This is a genomic window from Nitratireductor sp. GISD-1A_MAKvit, assembly GCF_040819555.1.
Lineage (GTDB): Bacteria > Pseudomonadota > Alphaproteobacteria > Rhizobiales > Rhizobiaceae > Nitratireductor.
In genome coordinates this window covers 775,647-801,222 of sequence record NZ_CP161920.1, presented here as the reverse complement: position 1 = coordinate 801,222, position 25,576 = coordinate 775,647, and the positions used below count along the sequence as shown (strand labels likewise).

17 protein-coding genes, 6 pseudogenes and 1 riboswitch are annotated in these 25,576 nt (G+C 60.3%); of the genes and pseudogenes, 11 read left to right on the top strand and 12 right to left on the bottom strand.

The window, feature by feature from the left end:
* Positions 1-648: a thiamine diphosphokinase gene (locus AB2N04_RS05095; RefSeq protein WP_367717476.1), complete on the bottom strand. Its 648-nt coding sequence runs from the start codon at positions 646-648 to the stop codon at positions 1-3.
* Positions 649-741: 93 nt separating this feature from the next.
* A riboswitch (TPP riboswitch) is annotated at positions 742-855 on the top strand.
* A 37-nt stretch (positions 856-892) separates the two neighbouring features.
* Between AB2N04_RS05095 and thiB the strand changes: the two are divergent.
* From thiB to AB2N04_RS05075, 4 genes and pseudogenes are all read left to right on the top strand, one after another.
* Positions 893-1,898 (top strand): annotated as a pseudogene (thiB, locus tag AB2N04_RS05090) (thiamine ABC transporter substrate binding subunit).
* The gene (gene thiP, locus AB2N04_RS05085; protein WP_367717474.1) at positions 1,874-3,517 is read left to right on the top strand and encodes a thiamine/thiamine pyrophosphate ABC transporter permease; all 1,644 of its coding nucleotides are present in this window, start codon (positions 1,874-1,876) and stop codon (positions 3,515-3,517) included. Before thiB ends, thiP begins: the two are co-directional and overlap by 25 nt.
* Positions 3,514-4,260: a thiamine ABC transporter ATP-binding protein gene (gene thiQ / locus AB2N04_RS05080; protein ID WP_367717473.1), complete on the top strand. Its 747-nt coding sequence runs from the start codon at positions 3,514-3,516 to the stop codon at positions 4,258-4,260. Before thiP ends, thiQ begins: the two co-directional genes overlap by 4 nt.
* Before the next feature lie 255 nt (positions 4,261-4,515).
* A complete protein-coding gene (locus tag AB2N04_RS05075) occupies positions 4,516-5,916 on the top strand; it encodes a M48 family metalloprotease (protein ID WP_367718743.1) in 1,401 nt (466 codons plus the stop codon).
* A 33-nt stretch (positions 5,917-5,949) separates the two neighbouring features.
* Here the strand turns inward: AB2N04_RS05075 and AB2N04_RS05070 are convergent.
* The 7 genes and pseudogenes from AB2N04_RS05070 to AB2N04_RS05040 form a co-directional block, all read right to left on the bottom strand.
* A pseudogene (locus tag AB2N04_RS05070) lies at positions 5,950-6,808 on the bottom strand (RNA polymerase factor sigma-32).
* Positions 6,809-7,290: 482 nt separating this feature from the next.
* Positions 7,291-7,863: a CarD family transcriptional regulator gene (locus tag AB2N04_RS05065; protein ID WP_367717472.1), complete on the bottom strand. Its 573-nt coding sequence runs from the start codon at positions 7,861-7,863 to the stop codon at positions 7,291-7,293.
* A 405-nt stretch (positions 7,864-8,268) separates the two neighbouring features.
* Positions 8,269-8,607 carry a ferredoxin FdxA gene (gene fdxA, locus AB2N04_RS05060; RefSeq protein ID WP_113153290.1) on the bottom strand — a complete coding sequence of 113 codons (339 nt, stop codon included), beginning with the start codon at positions 8,605-8,607 and terminating at the stop codon, positions 8,269-8,271.
* A gap of 138 nt (positions 8,608-8,745) precedes the next feature.
* Entirely contained in the window at positions 8,746-9,135 is a 390-nt protein-coding gene (locus tag AB2N04_RS05055; protein WP_367717471.1) for an RNA-binding S4 domain-containing protein, read from the bottom strand.
* Between the two features lie 9 nt (positions 9,136-9,144).
* A pseudogene (locus tag AB2N04_RS05050) lies at positions 9,145-12,184 on the bottom strand (helicase-related protein).
* 667 nt (positions 12,185-12,851) lie between these two features.
* Positions 12,852-13,571 (bottom strand): acetoacetyl-CoA reductase, encoded by a 720-nt coding sequence (gene phbB, locus AB2N04_RS05045; RefSeq protein ID WP_367717469.1) that lies wholly within the window; start codon positions 13,569-13,571, stop codon positions 12,852-12,854.
* Between the two features lie 108 nt (positions 13,572-13,679).
* A pseudogene (locus AB2N04_RS05040) lies at positions 13,680-14,866 on the bottom strand (acetyl-CoA C-acetyltransferase).
* A gap of 378 nt (positions 14,867-15,244) precedes the next feature.
* Between AB2N04_RS05040 and phaR the strand changes: the two are divergent.
* The 3 genes and pseudogenes from phaR to AB2N04_RS05025 all read left to right on the top strand — a co-directional run bounded on the left by phaR (position 15,245) and on the right by AB2N04_RS05025 (position 16,332).
* Positions 15,245-15,856: a polyhydroxyalkanoate synthesis repressor PhaR gene (phaR, locus tag AB2N04_RS05035; RefSeq protein ID WP_367717468.1), complete on the top strand. Its 612-nt coding sequence runs from the start codon at positions 15,245-15,247 to the stop codon at positions 15,854-15,856.
* 49 nt (positions 15,857-15,905) lie between these two features.
* Positions 15,906-16,040 (top strand): annotated as a pseudogene (locus AB2N04_RS05030) (ACT domain-containing protein); the annotation flags it as partial.
* A gap of 1 nt (position 16,041) precedes the next feature.
* Positions 16,042-16,332, top strand: a complete 291-nt coding sequence (locus AB2N04_RS05025) for an ACT domain-containing protein (RefSeq protein ID WP_367718742.1) — start codon at positions 16,042-16,044, stop codon at positions 16,330-16,332.
* Positions 16,333-16,395: 63 nt separating this feature from the next.
* Here AB2N04_RS05025 and rpmF read toward each other — a convergent pair whose 3' ends face one another.
* Both rpmF and mtgA read right to left on the bottom strand, forming a co-directional pair.
* Positions 16,396-16,578: a 50S ribosomal protein L32 gene (rpmF, locus tag AB2N04_RS05020; RefSeq protein ID WP_007007560.1), complete on the bottom strand. Its 183-nt coding sequence runs from the start codon at positions 16,576-16,578 to the stop codon at positions 16,396-16,398.
* A 151-nt stretch (positions 16,579-16,729) separates the two neighbouring features.
* Positions 16,730-17,404 (bottom strand): monofunctional biosynthetic peptidoglycan transglycosylase, encoded by a 675-nt coding sequence (mtgA, locus tag AB2N04_RS05015; RefSeq protein WP_367718741.1) that lies wholly within the window; start codon positions 17,402-17,404, stop codon positions 16,730-16,732.
* Between the two features lie 232 nt (positions 17,405-17,636).
* On the opposite strand from mtgA, the gene AB2N04_RS05010 reads away from it, so the two are divergent.
* Positions 17,637-18,545 (top strand): polyprenyl synthetase family protein, encoded by a 909-nt coding sequence (locus AB2N04_RS05010; RefSeq protein WP_367718740.1) that lies wholly within the window; start codon positions 17,637-17,639, stop codon positions 18,543-18,545.
* Between the two features lie 188 nt (positions 18,546-18,733).
* A pseudogene (locus tag AB2N04_RS05005) lies at positions 18,734-21,155 on the top strand (response regulator).
* A 15-nt stretch (positions 21,156-21,170) separates the two neighbouring features.
* Here AB2N04_RS05005 and ispG read toward each other — a convergent pair.
* Complete coding sequence (ispG, locus tag AB2N04_RS05000) at positions 21,171-22,448, bottom strand: flavodoxin-dependent (E)-4-hydroxy-3-methylbut-2-enyl-diphosphate synthase (protein ID WP_367717466.1); 1,278 nt, start codon at positions 22,446-22,448, stop codon at positions 21,171-21,173.
* Positions 22,449-22,600: 152 nt separating this feature from the next.
* On the opposite strand from ispG, the gene AB2N04_RS04995 reads away from it, so the two are divergent.
* A complete protein-coding gene (locus AB2N04_RS04995) occupies positions 22,601-23,413 on the top strand; it encodes a 3-hydroxybutyrate dehydrogenase (protein ID WP_367717465.1) in 813 nt (270 codons plus the stop codon).
* A 26-nt stretch (positions 23,414-23,439) separates the two neighbouring features.
* On the opposite strand, the gene AB2N04_RS04990 is transcribed toward AB2N04_RS04995, so the two are convergent.
* On the bottom strand, positions 23,440-24,054 hold the full coding sequence (locus AB2N04_RS04990; RefSeq protein ID WP_367717464.1) for a helix-turn-helix domain-containing protein: 615 nt from the start codon (positions 24,052-24,054) through the stop codon (positions 23,440-23,442).
* A gap of 299 nt (positions 24,055-24,353) precedes the next feature.
* Between AB2N04_RS04990 and AB2N04_RS04985 the strand changes: the two genes are divergently transcribed.
* Positions 24,354-25,415 carry an efflux RND transporter periplasmic adaptor subunit gene (locus tag AB2N04_RS04985; RefSeq protein ID WP_367717463.1) on the top strand — a complete coding sequence of 354 codons (1,062 nt, stop codon included), beginning with the start codon at positions 24,354-24,356 and terminating at the stop codon, positions 25,413-25,415.
* Positions 25,416-25,576: the final 161 nt, after the last annotated feature.

Sequence of the window (25,576 nt, the reverse complement as noted above, 5' to 3'; positions counted from 1 at the left end):
TCATCCATCCCCATCATTCTGTAGATGCGCCATGAAAAGCGCCCGACCGTCCATCAGCCTTATCATAAGGTTGCCGTCCACCACGTTGGACAGCGTCAGCGACGATCCAAAGGGTACCTCCACGGAATCAAGCGGCCACCTGGCCCCTTCCACGCTCAGGCCGGAAAGCTTTGAGAAACCAAGGATGGAAAACAACGTGCCGTTGACAAGGTCGAAACTGTGGCACCGACCCGGAACGAGCGGCACGCCTTCCTGATCACCGCTGGTCAGCTTCGCTGCAATGCCGCGCTCCGATAGCTGCAGAACCTGCGCAAAATGCAGGAACATGTGGTCTGCCCGGTCCCCTCCGAAAGCGCCCGCCAGCAAAATGCTCGTCGCCCCGGCCTCCAGAGCCGCGGCAATTGCGATCTCTCCATCGGTCATGTCTTTCTCCGCCGGGAAGGCACGACGCGCTACATCGAGGTCAGCGCCCTCCAGCCCATCGGGCACGGAATCAAAATCCCCCACCCAAAGCTCGGGCTTCACGCCGAGCAGCGCGGCGTGCCGCATGCCCGAATCCGCCGCAATGATGCGGCTGCCGGCAATTTCGGCATCAAGGGCCGGTGTGCGGGTGAGGTCTCCACCTAGGAGAAGGGTAAATCGGCTCATGAGCGAGGCCCATATCATGCCGGCGCGCAAGCGCCAACGGCGTTCGCGCCATTCGCCCCCTTGCGGAGCAGCCCACCGCGCCCTATTTTCCCGGTCGCTCTAACGGGGTGCCGGCGCAATGTCGGCTGAGAGGCTTTGGGGGAACCCTGCCAACCCGCCGAACCTGATCCGGTTTGTACCGGCGGAGGGATTAGACGCTTTTCAGACAGCGCCTCATTCCCGAACCAGAAAAAAGGAGGCGCAGATGCGCACCACCACCCTGCTTTCCACCTTAGCGATCGGCACGCTGGCCCTTTCCGGCCATGCGCTCGCGCAGGACAAACTCACCGTCTACACCTATGAAAGCTTCACCTCGGACTGGGGTCCCGGCCCTCAGGTCGAGAAAGCGTTCGAGGCCGAATGCGGTTGCGACGTGGAGTTCGTCTCGGTGGCCGATGGCGTGGCGCTGCTCAACCGTGTGCGGCTTGAAGGCAAGTCGACGAAGGCCGATATCGTGCTCGGGCTCGACAACAATCTGATCCACGAGGCGCGCGAGACCGGCCTCTTTGCACCCCACGGCATAGACATGGCCAAAGTGGAGGTGCCGGGCGGCTTCGAGAACGACACATTCGTACCCTTCGACTACGGTTATTTCGCCTTCGTCTACGATAGCGAAGCGATCGAGACGCCGCCGGCCAGCCTGAAGGAACTGGTCGAGAGCGATGGCGATTTGAAGATCGCCATACAGGATCCCCGCACCTCCACTCCGGGGCTTGGTCTACTGCTCTGGGTCAAGTCCGTCTATGGAGACGAGGCCGCCACTGCCTGGGATCGCCTGCAGGATAATATCCTGACCGTGACGCCCGGCTGGAGCGAGGGCCTATGGGCTTTTCACCAGCGGTGAGGTTCCCATGGTGCTCTCCTACACCACCTCGCCCGCCTATCACCGGATTGCCGAGAATACGGAGCGCTACAGGGCGGCCGGCTTTGCGGAAGGCCACTACCTGCAGGTGGAAGTGGCAGCGCAGACAATCATCGGAGCCGAAAACCCGCTGGCAGAAAGGTTTCTTGCCTTCATGACCGGACCCGGCTTTCAGGACGCCATTCCCGAAACCAACTGGATGTTCCCCGCCGGTGAAACCTCCGGCCCACTGAACCCGGTCTTCGACGACCTGGTCAAGCCTGAAAAGACGCTCGAATTCACGCCCGAAGAGGTGGCAGAAAACAGGAAGGCGTGGGTCGATGAGTGGCTTTCGGTCATGAGCCGCTAAGGCGCACCCGGGTGCCAGCCAAGGACAGACGCATAACAGCGGGGCGCGTCGCGCTTGCCGCCGTCGGTGTGCTTGTCGGCGGGGCCTTCACAGGCCTTGCCGTGGAAGCGGCGAGCCAGGGCTCGGATTTGCTTGAAGCGTTCGATCTCTGGCTGCTGCGCATTGCACGCTTCACGCTCTGGCAGGCTCTGCTGTCGACACTGCTTTCTGTCTTGCCTGCGATCCTTCTGGCACGTGCGCTGGCACGGCACCCGGGCTTTCCGGGCCGTGCCTTCATCCTGCGCCTGTTTGCCGTGCCGCTTGCACTGCCCGCCATCGTGGCGGCCCTTGGCGTGCTCGCGCTCTATGGCCGCGCCGGCTTCTTTGCGCCATTCCTGTCGGTCGCCTTCAACGAACACTGGCCCGGTATCTATGGCCTATCGGGCATTCTGGTCGCCCACGTCTTCTTCAACCTGCCGCTCGCAACACGGCTTTTCCTGAACGCTCTGGAAAGTGTGCCGACAGACCAGTGGCGGCTTGCAGCCCAGCTTGGCATAGGCGCACGTGCCTCGTTCCGGTTTCTGGAATGGCCAGCCATGCGCGCTGCGCTGCCCGGCATTGCCGGGCTGGTTTTCATGCTGTGCGTCACGTCCTTCACCATTGTGTTGCTGCTTGGCGGGGGTCCGCGCGCGACCACGCTGGAGGTTGCGATCTATCAGGCATTGCGTTTCGATTTCGACCCTGCAAGAGCGTTGGTTCTGACCCTCATTCAGGTGACACTGGCCGGCAGCATCGTTCTGGCGATGCGTCGTCTCGGCGCTTCCTTCAGCGGCGACGCCAACCTGCCGGTAGCGCCGCGCCGCATCGTGTGGCACACACCTGCCGAATCCATTTTCAATGCAATGCTCATTCTCGTTGGAGTCGCCTTCGTTGCAGGGCCAATGGCGGCGACGGTCCTTGCTGGGCTCAAGGCCGACCTTGGACGCCTTGCCACTGAGAGCGCGGTCTTTTCGGCCACAACCACCAGCCTGGTCTTCGCTGGTCTCTCCGCTGTTTTGTGCCTTGTCCTGTCTCTGGCGCTGGTCGCGGCCCGCCGTGCTCTGGAACTGAAGCGCGGCGCCCTGCCTGCAACCCTGCTCGAGCGTGCAACGGACAGCGGTGCCGCCATGGTGCTGATCATCCCGCCTTTGGTGATCGGCGCGGGCTGGTTCATCCTCCTGCGCCATGTGGGCAATGTCTTTGCCTTTGCACCGGCCATGGTCGTCACGGTCAATGCGGTGATGGCAATGCCCTTTGCCATCCGCGCCATCCGCCCGGCCTATGACGCAGCGAGCGCCCGCCATGAAAGGCTGTGCCTGTCGCTTGGCATCACCGGCTGGAGCAGGCTGCGGCTTGTCGACTGGCCGGCGCTCAGGCAACCTGCCGCAACCGCGCTCGCCTTCGCCGCCGCCCTCTCGCTGGGCGATCTAGGCGTCATAGCACTGTTCGGCTCCGATCAGGTCCAGACCCTGCCCTATCTCCTTTTGCAGCGCATGGGCAGCTACCGCACGGCCGACGCCGCCGGCCTCGCCCTCTTCCTGGGGCTTCTGTGTCTTGCATTGATGTTCATCGCCGACCGTCTCGGCAAGGAGATTCCATGACCAACCCTCCATCGGAACACGGCGCGAAGATCACGCTCGACAGTGTGCGCTTTTCCTATCCCGGCGGCAGCCCGATGGCATTCGATGCCACCATCGCTTCATCGGATATTGTCGCCGTCATGGGGCCTAGCGGGTCCGGCAAATCGACCCTGCTGAGCCTTATCGCCGGTTTCGAGGAGCCGTTATCCGGCCGCATTCTCATTGACGACAGGGATGTCTCGAAACTCACTCCGCACCGCAGACCCGTTTCCATGGTGTTCCAGGAAAACAATCTCTTTGCACATCTTACGGTGGCGCAGAATGTGGGACTCGGCCGCTCTCCGGCACTGAAACTGAGCGCGCAGGACCGCGACGCCATTTCCGAGGCCCTTGCCAGAACGGGGCTTGCCGGGAAGGAAGACCGATTACCGCGGGCCCTTTCGGGCGGTGAGCGGCAGCGCGTTGCACTCGCCCGTGTTCTGATTCGGAAGCGCCCGGTCCTGTTGATGGACGAACCGTTCGCCTCGCTGGGGCCGGCCTTGCGCGACGAAATGCTCGACCTCATTGCGGCGCTCCACGCCGAGCAGAAGATGACGATCCTCATGGCGACCCACGATCCTCGCGACGCCTCGCGCCTTTGCAAAACCATGATTTTCGTGGCGGATGGCCGGGTCTCGGCGGTGGGAACAACCCAGGCGTTCATATCCGGTTCCGCCTCGAAAGCCTTCAACCGTTACATAGGCGCGGCCCGCGAAATAAAATAAGCTCGAAGAAAGCGATTCCCCTTTTGCAGCTTATGCGTTAGAGCGTGCCTGGGATGGGACATGACGTTATGCTGTAGGGAACAAGAAGCATGAACCGCGCATTAAGCAGGGTCATGCTTTGGACAAAATCAACCGGAAGGACACTCCCTGTCCAATCGAGCGCCCACGACCATGATCTTAACGCCACAAGCGCGTTCATTGCCGCGCAACGCAGTCCTGACCCTGGCGCTCGCCGCAGCTCTGGCAGGCTGCCAGATGGTGCCGACGGAGACGGGCAGCTTCATGCCGTCATCCAATCCGGTGACCGTGGATTCCGTTACACGTGGCGATCGCCTGGCGCGGCTCGCCCGGCAACAGCATCCCCGCATACTGCAGACCTATGGCGGCGAGTATTCGGATCCGAAGCTGGAGCGTATGGTCGCCAAGGTTGTCGGCTCGCTGACCCTTGACGAACAGAACACGGGCGCGGCCTATACGATCACCATTCTCAATTCGCCCAATGTCAATGCATTCGCACTTCCCGGCGGCTACCTCTATGTCACCCGCGGCCTGTTGGCTCTCGCCAATGATTCGGCCGAACTGGCGGCTGTCATCGCCCATGAAATGGCGCACGTGACGGCCAATCACGGAATCGAACGGCAAAAGCTCGAAGCTGAAGAAAAGCTCGCCTCACAGGTGGTGACCGAAGTGATCGGCGGCGGGGATCAGGTCGCGCAGGCGGCGTTGGTTCGCGGAAAGCTCCGGCTCGCGCAGTTCTCGCGCAATCAGGAGCTGGAGGCGGATCGCATTGGCATCCGCACCACCTCCCACGCAGGATATGACGCATTTGCCGCCGCCCGGTTCCTGCAGGCGATGGACTCCTATCAGGGTTTCCGCTCCGTCAGCGGCGCAACCGATGCCAGTCTCGACTTTCTGGCAAGCCATCCCAACGCCCCTCGGCGTATCGAACTGGCGCAGAGACACGCCCGTCAATTGCAGCAGCCGGGAACAGCAACGCGGGACCGCGAAACCTTCTTGGCGGGAATTGACGGGATGATCTACGGAGATTCTCCCGACGAAGGATATGTGCGCGGGCGCGATTTCCTCCATCCGGGTCTGGGCGTGGCATTTCGCGTGCCCGAGGGCTTCATCATCGACAATTCCACCAAGGCCGTCACAGCCGTCGGTCCGGAAGACATTGCGGTCCGCTTTGATGGTGCAACCGTGCCGCAGAGCACCTCTCTTACCGACTATCTGACCAGCGGCTGGGTGACAGGGCTGGAGAGCGAGACCATTCGCGCCCTAAGGATCAACGGCTATCCGGCCGCAAAAGCGCAGGCAAGCGCCGATGGCTGGCAGTTTGACGTGACCGTGATCCGCTCGGGCGGCCAGGTCTATCGCCTTCTGACTGCCGCGCCGGCGGCGAGTGGAGATCTGGAACGGGTCGCAGGTTCGGTGAGCGACAGTTTCCGCATACTCGACCAAGCGGAGCGGGCCGCCCTGAAGCCTCTTCGGATCCGCGTGGTCACGGTACAGTCGGGAGACACGCTGGGTTCTCTTGCCGCGCGCATGCGTGGCGTCGACCGGAAGGTCGAGCTTTTCCGTCTGCTGAATGCTCTCGGGCCCGGCGCCACCCCTTCGGCTGGCAATCGGGTGAAGATCGTCACCGATCAATAGTGCGCCCACGTCAGACGATGACAGCAGTGCGCCTCAGGCCGTTTCCTGACCCAGGGCCGGGTGCTTTCGCGCCAGTGTGCCGCGCAGCTTTTCGATTGCACGGCTCTCGATCTGCCGTACCCGTTCCTTCGAGATGCCGAGGGCCGTTCCCAGCTCCTCAAGCGTCGCTCCCTCATCCGAAAGCCGGCGGTCTCGAATGATTTTCAGCTCACGCCTGTCCAGAATGGAGAGCGCCTGCCCAAGCCAGTCGGCGCGCCGCTCACCATCGATCATGTGAGCTACCGTCTCGTCGACAGGTTCGTCGTCCGACGGAATGAAATCCATACGCTCGGCGGACCCGTCGCCCTCTTCCCGAACCGGCGCGTTAAGAGACGTGTCCGGCCCCCGATAGCCGTGCGTCCATCGTGGCAACATCGGCGGTGGAGACCCCGAGTAGCCTGGCCGCTTCTTCATGGATTTCACGGGAGGTGCCCATGCTTTTTTGAAGTTTGGCCCGCAGTCTGCGGTATTTGAAGAACAGCGCCTTCTGGGCCGAGCTTGTTCCTCCACGAACGATGGACCAGTTGCGCAGCACGTAATCCTGCATGGAGGCGCGGATCCACCAGGTGGCATATGTTGAAAAGCGTACACCCCGATCCGGGTCGAACCGGGCTGCCGCTTCAAGCAGGCCGATGTGACCCTCCTGAATGAGATCCGCCACAGGAAGACCGAAACTGCGAAATCGGCTTGCCATCGCTATGACAAGACGCATATGCGCGACCGTTAAATGATGAAGTGCCTGCTGGTCCTCTTTGTCATGCCAGCGCTTTGCCAGGCTTTGTTCTTCTTCCAGCGCCAGATATGGGGCCTTCATGGCCTTTTCGATCAATCTGCGTTCCGCCCGATCTTGCATGCTGCACTCCCGCGTTACAGAGCAAATGTGCGCCTTCATGGCAACACATCGAACCACCCAAGCCCAGACGCACCGCATCATCCCAACGGGCAGTTCCAGGTATCAGAGCGTCGTTGGCCGACCGCTTGAAACGTCAGTCACACCAATGGCGGATGTAGAGAGGTTTCGATCCGCCCGTTTTGCCGGTTGTTCGATCGAAACATCGACACATCACGTAAAGTAACGAGCCGAAACCAGAAAAAGTTCCCACGGAATATTATTTGCCGGAAAACAAAAAGCCCGACTGAAACAGCCGGGCTTTTCAAAAGGCATGGAAGGGCCGTTTATGCGGCCTCAGACCGCTGACAAACCTCCCGGCGGCACGAAATCACTCAAGATTCACGGAACGTCTCGGATTCACATCGCGAACAAAACGGAATCAAACCCCCTCGATTCCGGCTGCTGCCAAAAAATCGAGGGGTTTGTAATCAATCTGAGGCCGTTTATGCGGCCTCTTCCTTCTCATTCTCCTCATTGTCGGCCTTCGCACCACGGCGGGGCCCCTTGTTGAGGTTGGTCTCGATCAGGTGAACGGCTTCCGTCTCCGACATCCGGTTGACGGCAGCGATTTCACGGGCCATGCGGTCAAGCGCCGCTTCATAGAGCTGGCGCTCGGAGTACGACTGCTCGGGCTGGTTGTCGGCGCGATAGAGATCACGCACGACTTCCGAAATCGAAATGAGATCGCCTGAATTGATCTTCGCGTCATATTCCTGCGCGCGGCGCGACCACATGGTGCGCTTTACACGCGCGCGACCCTGCACCACCTTGAGCGCACGGTCGACATAATCTGTTTCGGAAAGCTTGCGCATGCCAATGGACGTCGCCTTGGCGACCGGCACCTTGAGGCGCATCTTGTCCTTCTGGAAATCGATGACGAACAATTCCAGCTTGTGACCGGCGACTTCCTGCTCTTCGATCGTGACGATCTGGCCGACGCCATGCGCCGGATACACGATGTATTCGCCACTTTTGAAACCCTGGCGCTGCGCCGATTTTTTCTGCTGGGTGGTCATCCGCCTAACACTCCTGTTCTAGTGCGGGCATGAGACAGGTCTCGCCTTGACATATCTCATACTCAAACGCCTGCCGGCTTATCGAACACATGGAAGAAAGAGGGTAAACTCTGTGGAACGGCGACCGCGCCTGCACCTTAAGGCCCGCCACGCAAACCAATACACCCTGCCCAAGATCTCTCTGGACGGGATTTTGAGCCCCACCTTTCAGTGATTAGTCTGTGTGCGCCATCGTAAGACGTGTTGTCACCGGCATGATTTCGTGAAGCTACCACAAAACCCCGACAGAATCAAGAATTTGACGCATGTGCGAAGATGTCGCGGCAGAATTCTGCGCAACCGTCCGTATTTTTCGCAAAAGGTCCCGGGATGAACCCGACCTCCCGGCCAGCCAACAGAGACGGTTCAGTCTCCTTCGCCTGGCTCCGGCGAGAAATACTGCTCCAGCTTGTTCTCGACACCATCGAACTCCTTGGCGTCAGCCGGAGGCTCTTTCTTAGCAGTAATGTTTGGCCATTTTTCGGCATATTCGGAGTTCAGCTGCAGCCAGTTGTCCAGCCCCGGCTCGGTGTCGGGCTTGATCGCCTCCGCCGGGCATTCCGGCTCGCACACGCCGCAATCGATGCACTCATCCGGATGGATGACGAGCATGTTTTCACCTTCGTAAAAACAGTCCACCGGACAAACTTCTATACAGTCCATGTACTTGCACTTGATGCAGTTGTCGGTGACGATATAGGTCATGGGTGCTCTCGGCTGACAGCTTCTTCGAATGTCGAGAGGTGAGGTAAACCCTTTAAAGTGTGGTTGCAAGGCCCGTCGTTGCGCCGTTATCGTCGCACACGAAATCCCATTCCAGGGTCAGGGCACCCATATCCAGCTTCATCCGTCGTCGCGCCAGCGATCAAGCGCACGGCGCTCTTTCTTGGTGGGGCGGCCTGCGCCCGCATCACGCCTTGGTGGAGCCGCTGCAGCCGCGCTCTCCTTGGGCGGAGAGGGCGGCGTCAGGTCCTCATAGAGCGTGCGTGCTTCTTCCGCCGGTCCGCGCCGAACGCCGGGAGCGAGGACCCGATAGACGAGAACACGCCGCTCAAGAGAAATGGTCAGCACGTCCCCCACCTTGATCTGGTAGGCGGCCTGCTCGATCTTGTTGCGGTTGACCCGCACTCTCCCGGCCTGAGCGAGCCTGGCGGCCAGCGAGCGTGATTTCACCACCCGGGCGAAGAACAGCCATTTGTCGATACGCTGGCGTTCTAAAACCGTCCCGCTCATCGCATGGCGCTACTTCTTCAACTGATCTTTCAAAGCAGCAAGCTTGGCGAAGGGCGAATCCGGATCGATGCGCGCCGGCCGCTCCTCCCTCGACCGCTGAGGCGCTCCCTTGCGCTTGAACCCCTGCTTGTCGCCATCCTTGCGCGGTGGCTTGCCACGCTTTTGGGTGCCGTCACGCTCCTGCCGCCCGCGTCCCTGCTGGCGGGGGCTTCCCTTGCCGGCTCCGTGGCGCTTGCGCCCGTCAAACCGCGCCTGCCGCCAGATGATCACCGGCTTCGGCTCGTCCTCTGCAGCAGTTGGCTTTTCGACCGAAGTCTCGGAAGCCGTCGTTTCGACTGCAGGCTCAGGCGTCGTCTCGGTTCCAGCCTCGCTCGCCTGCGCGGAGGTTTCCTTCGGTGTATCCTTCGCAGCTGCGTCGCCAGCAACCGACTCACCAGACTGTTCGGCCCTGGCGGGAGCGAGCGCGGCCGTGTCGGAGCCCTCAGCCGTGTGTTCGGCGACACCGGCCTCGTCCTCTTCACTCTTTGGAGCCGCGTCCTTCTCTTCAGACGCCTCATCCAGTGACTTGAGGTGCGCTGCCACCTCATCCGCCGGCTTCGGCTCACCGCGATATCCCAATCCCTTGAGAATCGCCTCCATGTCGTCGGCGGTGGCGCCGAGAATGGACATCATTGCAGGCGTTACAACGAACGCCCCGCCGTCATATCCGCCTTCCGGGCGCGCTCCCGTTCCCGGCTTCCAGGAAAGGGCTGGACGGATCAGGTCAGCAAGCCGCTCCAGAATGTCGACACGCACCGCACGACGCCCGAGATTGCGGTAACCTGCGAGACCGTAAAACGCCTTCTCGAAGGCGGGATCTGTAACGATGGATGTGCGGCCGGCAGCGAGCGCATTCACGACATCACCGTAGCCGGGCTTGTCCTTGGCATCATTCTTCAACGCCCACAGGAGCGTCAGAAGACCAGCGGGGGCCGGCTTGATAAGCGCAGGTACGAAGACATGATAGGCGCCAAAGCGCACGCCCAGACGGCGCAGCGAGGCGCGCGCGTCCTGATCGAGCGCCCGGATGTCTTCGGCGACAACGCGGCGATTCAAAACCCCGAAATTCTCGGCAAGCTGAAAAGCGATGCCGCGCGCCATGCCCGAAAGGCTTTCGGTGTTGCGCAGATCGACAAGTGGCTTCAGAAGCGATTCGATCTGATAGGTCACAAAGCGTTCGGCACGGGCGGCAACCTTGTCGCGCGCCGGTCCGGTCAGCTGCTCGTCGGCAAGAAGCACAATCCGCGGCTTCAGGGCATCCTCGCCAACCACAACCGTTGCGACCGGCTGTCCGAGCCAGCGCACAAAGCCGTCAGAATCAAGCGCAAGATCGCCATTGCCCGATGCAGCGAAGCGGTCCGCACGCGTTTCAAACTCGGCAGCGAGCGCCTTCTGGGCAGCGGCCTTCACCGCGCGCGCGTCTTCACCTTCCGCCGAACGGTCGGCGGTAAAACGAAACCCTAGCATCTCACCAACGTGATGCCCCTCGACAAGGACTTCGCCAACGGGGCTGATTTCTGCTTCCGGCATTGCATTCTCTCTCAGGCGCTTCATGAGCACGGATGTCCTGCGGTCCACAAAGCGTTTCGTCAATCGCTCATGCAACGCATCGGACAAACTGTCCTCTATCTCTCGTGTTTTTTCCTGCCAGTGTGTCGCATCTGCCAGCCATCCCGGTCTGTGCGAAACAAATGTCCATGTGCGAATCTGCGCTATCCGCTGCGACAGCGTGTCGATGTCGCCCTCGGTAGACGAGGCGCGCTTGACCTGCTCTCCAAGATAATCTTCATCGACATGACCCGTTCGCGCCAGATCAGAAAAGACTGCACCAACGATTTCCGCATGGTGGGCCGGTGCGATGCGGCGGTAGTCCGGCAGAACGCAGGGCCTCCCACAACAGCGCTACCCGCTCTCGCCCTTCGGCCAGCTTGCGGATGTCTTCATCGCGCGACAGGAACTCAAGCACCTTGGCGTCCGCGGCGGGCAGAGCACGGGCAAGCCCCTCCACCGGTGGCGGCGTATCCAGCGACGCCTTCAATGCCTCAACACTTGCAAAATCGAACGATGCGGTGCGCCATTGCAGCACCTTCACCGGATCGAATTCATGGGCTTCTATGCGATGAACAAGCTCATCGGCAAGCGGATCCACCTGGCCTGTCACACCAAACGTGCCGTCGCGTAAATGACGACCCGCACGACCGGCAATCTGACCGAGCTCCGCCGGATTGAGCTCGCGATACTGAAAACCGTCAAACTTCCGGTTCTGCGCAAAGGCCACATGATCCACATCGAGGTTCAGCCCCATGCCGATGGCGTCGGTCGCCACCAGATAGTCGACATCGCCGGATTGATAGAGTGCCACCTGAGCGTTTCTCGTTCGCGGGCTCAGCGCGCCAAGGACTACGGCGACACCGCCCCGCTGACGCCGGATTAACTCGCCAATCGCATAAACCTCGTCGGAGGAAAACGCCACGATGGCCGAGCGCCGCGGCAACCGCGTGATCTTGCGCGAACCGGAATATGTCAGCACCGACATCCGCGGACGTGTGATGACGGAAAGCCCAGGAAGGAGCTTTTCAAGAATGCCGCGCATCGTCCCGGCGCCGAGCAACAGCGTTTCCTCGCGCCCGCGCAGATTGAGGATCCGGTCGGTGAAAATGTGCCCACGCTCGAGATCGGCAGAAAGCTGCACCTCGTCGATGGCAACAAAGGCAACATCCGCCTCGCGCGGCATGGCCTCCACCGTGCAGACGGAATAGCGCGCTCCGGGCGGCGAAATCTTTTCCTCGCCGGTGATCAGCGCCACATGCTGCTCGCCAACCTTGGCAACGACACGCGAATAAACCTCGCGCGCAAGCAGCCGCAGGGGCAGACCGATAATCCCACTGGAATGCGCAACCATGCGCTCGATGGCGAGATGCGTCTTGCCCGTATTGGTGGGGCCAAGGATGGCTGTTACACCGCGACCCGACAGCACCTGCTGCTTGGCATTCTGATTTTGGAAATTCATGGGGCCCGGAAAGCCGTGTACCTCAGAGGAAATAGGCGAGATTACCGGTTAGCACGCTTTCACCTTCCTTTCCAAGGCAAGACTGCCATCCTACAGACAATGACCGACGCGCGCCGCCCCGTTTCCCTCGTTCCGTTAAGGTTTGGAACGAGTCTGGAACGAATCAGCGACGAATCACTGACTTTTCAGTTTTCTCGTTTTGTTCACCGCAAGATAGTGTGCGCCCCACAGCACAAGGCGCTAGATGCTGAATCGCCGCGGAACAGAAATCGGCGCAATCGCAGAAACGGCGTTAACCTTTTGCTCCTTCCGCGTAAGCCAGCCCTGGCCACCACGCGCAAGTGCAAGATTCTGTTAGTGTTTTTTTAGAATCCGTTAACGCGGACAATCGTTTCAAAGGGACAGAGCATTAACGCTCCGATCAAACCCGGAACGAAACGGCGACGAATCAGCGATTCCGACATGTTCCCGCTACGTTCACCGCTAGATCTGGTGTTTTCCACCGCCTGTCGACAGACAGCGCACAGTTTATCCACAACACCTGGCCGGCAGCCTGAACGAGCCGTTAACTCAATTGCTTCAAATTGATACAATATCTGGCCAGTATGGATGCGGGCGAGCGACAGCAGCGCCCTGTACCGAAAGCACCAATGGCCACAGATTTTCTTCAAACGACGTATTGCCCGCCATTGACGGTGAGCGTCGAGCCCGTAATGAAGCCGGCATCGTCGGATGCCAGGAACAGCACCGACCGGGCGATTTCCGAAGCCTCGCCCAGCCGCCCCACCGGGATCTGCGCGATGATCTTCTCCCGCACCGCTTCCGGCACCGCCATCACCATTTCGGTGGCGATATAGCCAGGACACACCGCATTGACGGTCACGTTGAAACGGGCCCCCTCCTGCGCCAGGGCCTTGGTGAAGCCGATTTCGCCTGCTTTTGCGGCAGAGTAGTTCACCTGCCCCATCTGGCCTTTTTGACCGTTGATGGAAGAGATGTTGATGATCCGTCCGAATCTGCGCGAACGCATGCCGGCAAAAACCTGGTGCGTCATGTTGAAGACGCCGTTGAGATTGACATCGACAACCGCGCGCCAGTCTTCCACCGTCATCTTGTGAAACATCACGTCACGCGTGATGCCGGCATTGTTGACCAGGACATCCACCGGCCCAAGATCGGATTCGACCTTTGCAACCCCCTCGGCACAGGCATCGTAGTCGGCAATCGACCATTTATAGGCGGCTATGCCGGTTTCCCTGGCAAACCGTGCCGCCGCTTCTTCATTGCCCGCATAATTCACCGCGACCCGATAGCCCGCTTCCCCGAGGGCTGTCGCGATGGCCGCGCCAATGCCTCGGGTTCCACCGGTAACAAGTGCCGTTTTCATACAGGTCGCCTCCCTGAGAAAAGCATCGTCCCCGCCGGCTTCGCCCATTGTGTCTGAGCGATCATCCGGCCGGCGCGCGACTTTTGCCGCCGCGCGCCACCAGTCAGCCTATAACGCTTCCACGCACATGGCGACGCCCATTCCGCCGCCGATGCAAAGCGTGGCCAGTCCCTTCTTCGCGCCACGGCGGCGCATCTCGAAGACCAGCGTGTTGAAAATGCGTGTGCCTGACGCACCAATCGGATGGCCGATGGCGATCGCGCCGCCATTGACGTTCACGATGTCCGGGTTCCAGCCCATATCCTTGTTCACGGCACAGGGCCCTGTGCGGCAAAGGCTTCATTGGCCTCAACCAGATCGAGTTCTTCCGCCTTCCAGCCTGCCTTTTCCAGTGCCCGACGCGATGCCGGGATCGGCCCCGTGCCCATGATCGCCGGGTCCACACCTGCCGTCGCCCAGGAAGCAATGCGCGCGAGCGGTGTCAGGCCACGGCGTTCCGCCTCGCTTTCGCGCATCAAAACAACAGCAGCAGCGCCATCATTGATGCCCGAGGCGTTGGCTGCGGTCACCGTGCCTTCCCTGTCGAAGGCCGGGCGCAGCTTCTGCATGCCATCAAGTGTCGCGCCATGACGGATGTACTCATCTTCGGAGACGACAGTCTCGCCCTTGCGGCTCTTCACGGTCACAGGAACGATTTCATCCTTGAAACGCCCGGCTTTCTGCGCGGCTTCCGCCTTGTTCTGCGAGGCCAGCGCAAATTGATCCTGCTCCTCACGCGTGAGCTGGTACTGCCGTGCCACATTCTCCGCAGTGATGCCCATGTGATAGCCGTTGAAGGCATCCCACAGACCGTCACGGATCATCGTGTCGATCATGGCATAATCACCCATCTTCACACCGGCCCGCAGATAGGCGCAATGGGGTGAGAGCGTCATGGATTCCTGCCCGCCTGCAACGATGATGTCGGCATCGCCGGTGGCGATCTGCTGCATGCCGATGGCAATGGTGCGCAGGCCAGAGCCGCAAACCTGATTGAGCACCCAGGCGGTTGTCTCCTTCGGCAGGCCGGCGGCAATCGATGCCTGTCGCGCCGGGTTCTGGCCCTGACCCGCCGTGAGAACCTGACCGAGTACGACCTCATTCACCTCCTCCGGCGCCACCCCCGCGCGGGACAGCGCTTCACGAATGGCCGTGGCGCCTAGCTCATGCGCCGGCACGGTGGCGAACGACCCGTTGAAGGAACCGACCGGCGTTCGGGCGGCACTGGCGACGACGATGGCTTCGGCTGACGACATGAACATTTCTCCCTTGAAGACTTGCATTCGCATGCAAATGTGCAGCCCTTGTGACGGGCCGGCTTTCCCCATTTGTTGCGGCTAACAATGACGGAGTCAAACATTTGTGTGCAGCGCAGCATAAGTTCCGCGCCAGCGAACAGCCGTCTTGATCCTTTCGCCATTGCGAAAAGCGCTTTCATTCAACCGGATTTTGGGCATATCCTGCCGGAGGCAATGCAGGGGTACGCGCAAGGACCCTCCGCAATAGGGCCACGCGATGCCCGACAGGGTGCATCGCGAGCCTGAAGTCCTTGAATCCAGGTATCGAATGCCAAGGCTGACAAAGAGACAGCAACGCACGATGCCACAGACAACCGTGCTACGGGGAGGTCAGTAATGCCAGCCAGGGACGAGCCGATCGTCATCAAGAAATACGCTAACCGCCGCCTCTACAACACGGGAACCAGCACCTACGTGACGCTGGAAGACCTGGCCGAGATGGTGAAGCGCGATGAGAATTTCGTCGTTCAGGACGCCAAGTCGGGCGAAGACATCACCCATTCGGTCTTGACCCAGATCATCTTCGAGCTGGAAAACGACCGCAACGGACAGAACATGCTGCCGATTTCCTTTCTGCGCCAGCTCATCGCGTTTTACGGCGATCAGATGCAGATGGTGGTCCCAAGCTTCCTCGAACAGTCCATGATGGCCTTCTCGAAAGAGCAGGAGCGCATGCGCGAACAGATGAACAAGGCGTTTGGCGGTTCATCCATGGACATGATGGGCATGTCCGCTCCGATGAAAATGGTGGAAGAGCAGACACGCCGCAACATAGAGATGTTTCAGAACGCGATGCAAATGTTCACCCCCATGCCGGGCGCTTCCGGACAGCCTTCTGACGAGACCACGGAGACAGGCAGCGACACACCCCGTTCCGACGATCTGAAGGATTTACGCGAACAAATCGCAGCCATGCAGCGCAAGATCGATTCGATGGGCAATTCCTGAGCCGGGCAATACGCGCCCGAACCGGACCGGTATTCTGGAAAACAGGAAGATGTCTCCCGCCATTCGCGACAAACAGACAATGCTCGGCGGCATGACGCCTGTTTTGGGCGATGAGGTTTTTGTCTTCTGCAGCGTCGAGCCGGAAATGGCGCACACGCTTGCCGGACATGCGGCCGGCATCTTCATTGAAGAGGAAGGCACGACGCTGGTGCTTTCCGTCGAGCGGGGCCGATGCGCTCGGATTCGACACCGAAATGCCGATGCGCCGGATAACCCTCAATGTCTTTTCCGCGCTCGACGGCGTGGGGCTGACCGCCGGCGTGGCCACGGCACTGGCTGAGAAAAACATCCCCTGCAATGTGATCGCCGCGTTTCATCACGACCACGTCTTCGTTCCAGAAAAACTGGCCGACATGGCGCTTTCGGTCCTTCAGGATGTTCAGACGCGCGCACAGTCGAATGGAGCGGATGGATAGCACAAACGAAAAAAGACCGGCCAAAGACCGGTCTTTTCACAACATTCGGCTGGAGAGAGGCGCTTATGCGTCCTTCGGCTCCAAAACCTGGCGACCGCGATACATGCCGGTCTTGAGGTCGATGTGGTGCGGGCGGCGCAGCTCGCCCGAATTCTTGTCTTCGACATAGGTCGGTGCCTTGATGGCATCAGCCGAGCGGCGCATGCCGCGCTTCGAAGGCGTCGTTTTCCTTTTTGGTACAGCCATTGTCCTGCTCCGATAATCAGTCAAAGGCCGTTGAGGCCCCTTGATCCAGGGCCCAGCATCTCGGCCGGGAATTGGAAGTCGGCGTGCCTATACACCGCCAGATAACTTTTGGCCAGTGGGGCTGCTCGCTTTTTTCAGGGAAAGCGCGGGATCAGGGTTTCAAACACCCTACATAACCGCCTGCCTTGCGTGCCCTCTTCTCGATATTCGCTGCAAGCCTGTTCAGACCGCGCGACGGCCTGGCCGGGTTGCGTTCCAGCGGATTGGGCAAAGAGACCGCCAGAAGTGCGGCCTGGCGACGTGTCAGCCGGTCTGCGGACCGGCCAAAATAATGTTGGGCAGCCGCCTCCACACCATAAATGTTCGGCCCCCACTCCACGATGTTGAGATAGATCTCCATGATTCTTCGCTTCGGCAAAACAAGGTCGACATACATTGCCAATGGCAATTCAAGCCCCTTACGTATGAAAGAGCGCCCCTGCCAGAGATAGAGATTCTTGACCGTCTGCATGGGAATGGTGGAAGCGCCGCGCGGCTTTTCACCCGAAAGTGCGTCATTGATGACGATGTTGAGAGCCGCCCAGTCGACACCGCCATGCGCGCAGAACCGGCCGTCCTCGGACATCATCACGGAGTGCTGGATAAGGCTCCCCATCTCGTCCAGCGATTTCCAGCGCCGGTCATAGCCCGAAAACACCGCCAGATCGCGCATCATCAAGGTGGAAACCGGATGCACGAACGGAACCCGGTAAACAAGCGTCAGAATCGCCGGTATCAGCGCCAGAACCACCAGAACAAGCGCAAGCCGCCGGACGAGCCATCGCACCCAGCGCCGCGTGCGCGCGGGGGACTTGCGGTCATCGCGCTTTGCGCCTCTGGCCGAAGGCCTTTTCTGGCGACTGACTGTCCGGCCGCTCAATCCGCATTCCCCTGGTGTGACGTTACGCCTCAAAACCTGCCTTTCGCATAGCCGTCGGGAGCTTTTGGTGCAATGGCAGGAACAAACGGACTTGACCCCGGCGTCCTTTGACGGCATCGCTCCCGACATGAACGAGACGATGACACTACCGTTTGAGGTCAAGCTGGCGGCCGGGGCAGACCTGGTTGAAAAAACCCTCCGCGACCTTCTGGAGCCACGGCCGCTCGAAGGCGAGCTTCACCGTCCGGAGCGCCTGCTCAAGGCCATGCGCCACGGTGTTTTGAATGGGGGCAAGCGCCTGCGCCCGTTTCTCGTTCTTGAGACTGCCGCTCTTTTCGACGCCACGGACAACATGGCAGCACTGCGCGTCGCCGCCGCACTGGAATGCGTTCACTGCTATTCTCTTGTCCACGACGATTTGCCTGCCATGGATGACGACGATCTGCGTCGTGGGCAGCCGACAGTTCATCGGGCATTCGACGAAGCGGCAGCCATTCTCGCCGGCGACAGCCTGCTCACCTATGCTTTTGACATTGTGAGCGCGCCCGAAACCACGCTCCCGGCAGAGGCGAAACTGATACTCGTGAACAGGCTTGCACGCGCTTCGGGCATCGGCGGAATGGCAGGAGGACAGGCCCTCGATCTGGCAGCAGAAGGCGTGCAGCTTCGCGAGGATGAGATCCTCCGTCTTCAGGCGATGAAAACCGGCGCGCTGATCCGCTTCGCCTGTGAGGCCGGAGCAGTGATCGGCGGAGCATCACGGGCCGAAACCGAGCGTCTTGGCGAATTTGGTGCAGCCATCGGGCTAGCCTTCCAGCTTGCCGATGATCTGCTCGATCTGACAGCCAGCAGTGAAGCACTGGGCAAGGCAACCGGAAAGGATGCTGCTGCCGGAAAGGCAACGCTCGCCGGCCTGCACGGGATCGATTGGACCCGTCAGCAGCTGAGAGGTCTCGTGGCCCAGGCCAATGAAATTCTCGATCCGTTCGGCGAACGCGCTGAAACACTGCGGCAGGCGGCGCAATTCGTGGCCGAAAGAGAGAAATAGCGACCGCCTCGAAAAAAACTTTCGCTCGATGCAGCGTTTCTGTCGCGAAACTTCGAAAAACGCCCCTAACCCGAATTTCCATTATCATTTTTACTAGCGTTAATTGAGCATTAATACAGATGTTCAATTGTTACGCTTATGGGAATATCTTGGGAGGGGTAATGCCCACCGTCGGTACGCATAAGTATATGCTCGGGCGTCTTGCCGCGCTGTTGGTCGGCTTTGTCGTAGCGGTTGCCATCGGGACCGGTTTCCTGATGTGGCAGACCCAGACGACGAAGAACCATGTCCGTTTTGGCGCCTTCATCAGCCATATGGCCGATGCAACCAACGATGTGATCCACGATGCGCTAAGGCTGGAACAGGCTGAACTTCTGTCGCAGGGGAGTTCCGACCGCGCCAAGCTCACCCACACCAAGCTGAAGAGCGCTCTGGAGCAGCTCAACAGTGCCTATCGCGCACTGGATTTTGCCATCACCGGAGAGCTGACCACGCTCGAAAGCCAGCGTCTGAGCCGGCCGCAGGTCGGGGGAACGGCCGTTGCACCCGTGCTGCTGGCCCCCTCCCTCGCGACCGACATCACCGGTCATGGCGTACCCGCTTCGGTGAGGCGCATCTGGCTGGGCGAGGGCGACACGCCTCCTTTACGGTCGCAGATCAGGGAAATCATTTCGCTGGCAAATCGTCTTGAGGTGTTTACCGACTACCAGAATGCCACGGCACGCCGGTTGTTCACCCAGTTGCAAAGCCTTGCCGAGACGCGGGTACGGCCCGAGCTGAAACAGATCTCCGATTCCCTGAACGCCGCGATGATCGAAAGCCACGGCACGCTGCAATGGGGGCTCTTCGGTGTCGCGATCGCGATGATTGCAGCAAGCCTGTTCCTCGCCTCGCGCATCTTCGTTCCCATGATGCGCCGGATAACCAGTGCCCATCAGGATCTGCACAAGGCAAACATCTCGCTTGCCGCAGAGAAGATCAAGGCGCAGTCCGCCGACCGGACGAAATCGGAGTTCCTGGCCAATATGAGCCATGAGATCCGGACCCCCATGAACGGCGTGATGGGCATGGCGGAGCTGCTCGCACGGACCAATCTCGATCAGCGTCAGGCCATGTTCGTGGACGTGATCGTCAAGTCCGGCACGTCCCTGTTGACCATCATCAACGACATTCTCGACTTCTCAAAGATCGATGCCGGGCAGCTGCAGCTCGACGAAGCGCCCTTTCGACTGGGAGAAGCGATTGAAGACATCGCTGCCCTGGTATCGTCACGCGTGGCTGAAAAGGATCTCGAGCTCATCGTGCGCGTCGACCCCGAACTGCCATCCTCTTTCATTGGCGATGTGGGCCGGTTTCGGCAGATCGCGACGAATCTGGTGGGCAACGCCGTCAAATTCACCGAACGCGGCCATGTACTCGTGGATGTGTCCGGTCGGACAGAAGACGGCCTCACCCATGTCACGATCCGCGTTGAAGACACGGGCATCGGCATAGCACCGGACAAACTCGACGCCGTTTTCGACAAGTTCGCGCAGGTCGATTCTTCCTCGACCCGTCGCCACGAAGGCACGGGACTGGGCCTCGCTATCGCTGCGCGTCTCGCCCAACTGATGGGCGGAACGATCGATGCAAAAAGCGAATTGGGGGAAGGATCCACCTTTACGTTCACGGTGCCTTTTAGAATTGATCACGCAAACGCCATCCAGACCACGGCTCCCGTCGATGTTTCAGGAGCACGCGTCTTCGTGATCGATGACAACCCCATCAACCGGGAAATCCTTCAGGAGCAGATGAGAAGCTGGGGCTTCGAATGCGCCGCGGCCGAAAGCGGCAGTGTCGGGATGGCGTTTCTCAAACGCTCCGCCGAACTGGGCGCTCGGGTCGATTGCGTGATCCTCGACTATCAGATGCCGGAGATGAACGGCGCGGACGTCGCCAGAATGATCAAGGCCGACCCGGCCCCTCGCCGATATCCCGCTGGTCCTGTTGACCTCCGTCGACCAGACGGACACGACCCGTCTCATGAAGGAATGTGGGATAGCAGCGCAGCTCAACAAGCCGACCCGTTCGTCAATGCTGCTGGAAACCCTGGTTTCCGTCATGCAGATCAGCCGCGCTTCCTCCGACGAGACACCGCCACCTTCCAAGCCAATCCAGGTCCATGCGTCTTCCCCCATCGAGCGCGGCTTTTCGGGGACACGCAGTTCGGCCAATACACTCGACGTGCTCGTTGCGGAAGACAATGAGGTAAACCAGCTCGTTTTCAGCCAGGTTCTGGACGGTCTGGGGCTAAAATATCGCATCGTCGGCAACGGAAAGACTGCCACGGAAGTGCATCGCGCGCTCAAGCCCGCGCTCATCCTGATGGACATCTCCATGCCGGAAATGAACGGATACGAGGCCACGGCGGCGATCCGGGAACTGGAAAGCATCACGGGCGAACACACACCCATCATCGGCATAACCGCGCACGCGCTGAAGGGCGACCGCGAGAAATGCCTCGATGCGGGCATGGACGACTATCTGCCCAAACCCATCTCACCGCAAAAACTGACCGACAAGATCGCCCACTGGCAAAACATGAACAGGCCGATGGAAGCCTCGGCCTGAACATCAGGGGCGGACCTACTCAGCCGCCTCGCGAGAGCCGAAACGTTTCTCGATATAGTCGGCGACCATGCGCTCGAAATCTGCGGCGATGTCCTCCCCGCGCAGCGTGGCCGCCTTCTTGCCGTCAACAAAGACGGGCGCAGCAGGTGTTTCACCGGTCCCGGGCAGAGAAATGCCGATGTCTGCGTGTTTCGATTCACCCGGCCCGTTGACGATGCAGCCCATCACCGCAACCTTCAGGCTTTCCACGCCAGGATATTTCTTGCGCCAGACCGGCATGTTCTTGCGCAGATCACCTTCGATCTTCTGTGCCAGCTCCTGAAACACGGTCGATGTCGTGCGACCACAACCTGGGCAGGCTGCGACCACCGGCAGGAACTGACGAAACCCCATGGTCTGAAGCAGCTCCTGTGCCACCTGCACTTCGCGGGTGCGGTCGCCACCGGGTTCCGGTGTGAGAGAGACCCGTATCGTATCACCGATCCCCTGCTGAAGCAGAATGCCCATCGCCGCAGAAGATGCCACGATGCCCTTTGATCCCATGCCGGCCTCGGTCAGGCCAAGATGCAGCGAATGATTGGAACGCCGCGCAAGCTCCGTGTAGACGGCAATCAGATCCTGAACCTGGCTTACCTTGGCAGAGAGAATGATCCGGTCGCGCCCAAGCCCGATCTCTTCGGCAAGCTCGGCGGAAAGCAGTGCCGACTGCACGATGGCCTCGCGCGTCACCTCCTGCGCCGTCATGGGCGAACCATTCTCCTGGTTCTCGTCCATAAGACGGGTCAAAAGCTCCTGATCGAGCGACCCCCAGTTGACCCCGATGCGCACCGGCTTGTCATGCTTGATCGCCGTTTCGATGATCGCCGCGAACTGCCGGTCCTTCTTGTCCTTGAAGCCCACATTGCCCGGGTTGATGCGGTATTTGGCCAGCGCTTCGGCGCAGGCGGGGTGATCGGCCAGAAGCTTGTGACCGATATAATGAAAATCACCCACCAACGGCACGAAAATGCCCACTCGCTCAAGACGCTCGCGAATGCGCGGAACGGCAGCAGCAGCCTCGTCCCGGTCGACAGTGATGCGAACCAGTTCCGAGCCCGCGCGATGCAGAGCCGCGATCTGGGCAACCGTGCGATCCACATCCGCGGTGTCCGTGTTGGTCATCGACTGCACGACCACGGGAGCGTCTCCGCCGACAATCACATTGCCGACAGCAACACCCACCGCATCACGCCGCGGAAATGGCGATGAAAAATAGCCGCTAACAGATCTGCTGGCCGTGAATGTTCCGGTCATGAGGGAACTGTCCCGTTTTCAGCCGTGTCGGGTTTGAGGTGGATGAGACCGGCGCGAATGTCAATGGCGTAGACACGCATTTGCGCGGATCGGTTTGCTTGACAGCGCCCGCCACCCTCGCTTTGCTGCGCCGCAACAGAGCAGATGATCGCATGAGGGCCAAGGCAATGGGGAACCAACAGGACAGGCAAGCCCGGACAGCCGTCATCACCGGCTCGACGTCCGGCATTGGTCTCGGCATCGCGCGAGCGCTCGCGGCAAATGGCTGCAACATCGTGCTGAACTCATTCACCGACAACCCGCAAGACCATGCTCTTGCGAGGAAGATCGCCACCGATCACGGCGTGGATGCAGTCTACATGCGCGCCGATATGGCGGCACCCGAGGCCTGCCGCGACCTCGTGGAGCGCGCGGTGGCGCATTTCGGACGCCTCGACGTGCTGGTCAACAACGCCGGGATCCAGCATGTCGCCTCCGTCGAAGACTTTCCCGTCGACAGGTGGAACACCATACTGGCAATCAACCTGTCATCCGCATTTCACACCATTGCCGCAGCAGTCCCGTACATGAAACAGGCAGGGCGTGGACGCATCGTCAACATCGCTTCGGCGCATGGGCTGCGCGCCTCTCCCTTCAAGTCTGCCTATGTCGCTGCAAAGCATGGCGTCGTCGGTCTGACCAAAACGGTGGCGCTGGAACTGGCCGAGACCGGCATCACCTGCAACGCCGTCTGCCCCGGCTACGTGCTCACGCCGCTGGTGGAGGCGCAGATTCCTGACCAGATGAAAGTGCATGACATGGATCGCGAGACGGTGATCCGCGAGGTCATTTTGGCAAAACAGCCAACCCGCGAATTCGTGACCATTGAGGAGCTGGGCGGTCTCGTCGTTTTCCTCTGTTCCGAACACGCCGCCCAGATGACCGGCACAGCCCTCCCGATGGATGGCGGCTGGACAGCACAGTAGCGGGCCGCACCCGCCGAAGACCGGCCTCAGCCACGCTCCGGCTGCGCAGCGACCATGGCGATTTCGAGGATGCGCACCAAACGGCGCGCACCGTCTATTGCCGGCTTGCCGCACAGGCCGCGCAGACGCATGCCTTCAAGGCCATCCAACAGGATTTCCGCCAGACCCCGTGCAGAAAGTCCCTGCCCTTCAAGGTCGGCTTGCGTACGCTCCGCCTCCTGCACCAGCGCAGCCTCGACGATGGAGGTCAATTCCTCGCGCCACTCGGCAATCAGATCAGCGGCAATCTTGTTTTCAAGATCGAGAAGTTCCTGACCATGTGCTGACTGGTCGATCACTTCGATAAGACCGAACAGCGCGTGATCAAGTGCCGTCATGAGACGCTCGCCAAAGGTTCCCGTCTCTTCCATTCCCATTCGGGCGCCCTCGAGCGACTGCTCAAGAACGCACGCACCGATGGCACGAAAGATGTCCGCCTTGTTGCGAAACTGCAGATAAAGCGCGGGCCGGGAAACTTCGGCCGAACGGGCGATGTCGTCCATTGTGGTCCGTGCGAAACCGTAGGCGAGAAACACCTTCAGGGCGCCATCGAGGATGCGCCCGCGTTTGGGATCATCGGAACACTTGGCGATCAAATTCATAGCCGACGCTCTCTTTTTCTTTCAAGATTGACATTTAAACGATTTTTGTCAAAATGTCTAAGATTACGCGCGTCACAGCGCAAATGGTCGCCTTCCTGCGTTTGCAATTTCAATCTGGCAGACGTTCGTAGATGTCAGGAGCGATTGCCGTTCGGCTTTTGTAAAGCCCATGCGTGCGATATAGGAGCGTGCTTTTGTCGCAACGTGCCCGCCTGTGAAAATTGAAACCCGTGTGGACAGTCCCCACAATGTGCCAGTCCTGAAACGACAGGCAGGCTCCATCGCATCGGAAAAAGACCATGCCGAAAATTAGGTTGCATAAGCTTGGGGCAATTGCCGTTTTGGCCGCAACAGCCATCTGGGTCGCCACGGGTAAATTCTCCTCGGTCGGCAGTGCCAGCCAGGATGCACCGACTGTCGCTCAAAGGCCGGAGAACACAACCACCGAAGCCCAGACCGTTACGGTGATCACCCCTCCCCGTCTGGACCACGCCCGCACCATCTACATTTCCGGTAGAACAGCCGCCGACAAGCGCTCTGCCCTCGCCCTGCGCGCCAGTGGTGTGGTTTCGGAACTGCCGGTTTCCAAAGGCCAGCAGGTCCGCGCGGGAGACCTCATTCTGCGCCTTGAAACCGAGGGCAAGGAAGCCGCCGTTGAAACAGCGCGGCAGGTTCTGGTCCAGCGTGAAGCCGAGGCAAAAGCTGCCGAACGCCTCGCCAAGTCCGGGAATCTGGCCCGCCTGCAACTCGACAGCGCACGCTCTGCCCTGGCATCGGCCCGCTCCCAGTTGGAAGCCGCCGAGGCGGAGCTCTCGCGCATCACGGTCAGCGCTCCATTCGACGGCATCATAGACAAGGTGGACATCGAACTTGGATCCTCGGCGATGCAGGGCCAGGAGATCGTCACGCTCATCAAGCTGGATCCCGTCATCGCGGTAGGAGAAGTGAGTGAGCACGACCTGGGTGCTGTCAATGTTGGAGACGAGGCCCTGATACGCCTGGTCAACGGCAACAGCGTCAGGGGCAAGGTTCGCTTCATTAGCCGCGAAGCGTCGGACCAGACGCGGACATTCCGCATCGAAGTCGCCATACCCAATCCCGAAAGCACCATTCCCGCCGGCATGACCGCGGAAATCGCCGTTCGCTCCGAGGCGGTCGAGGCGGTGGCACTGCCCCGTTCCGTGGTAACCCTCAACGGGCGCGGCCAGCTTGGGGTTCGGGCCGTGGACGACGATAGCAGGGTTGTTTTCTATCCCATCGATCTGGTGGACGATACGCCGCGCGCACTCTTCCTTGCCGGCATTCCAGCGGAGGCCCCGTATCATCGTTTCGGGACAGGATCTGGTCAGGCAAGGCGATAAGGTGAAAGCCGAGCTGGCTGACGAGAAACTGATAAAGGACCTCACAGGACTTCTCGCCGCCGAGACAACCGGCCATTAACAGCAGCCGACAAGCGCGGGATCACCATCCGCCAAGGGAGGCTGCAACACATATAACAGGGCGCCTCCATCGTCAGAACGCC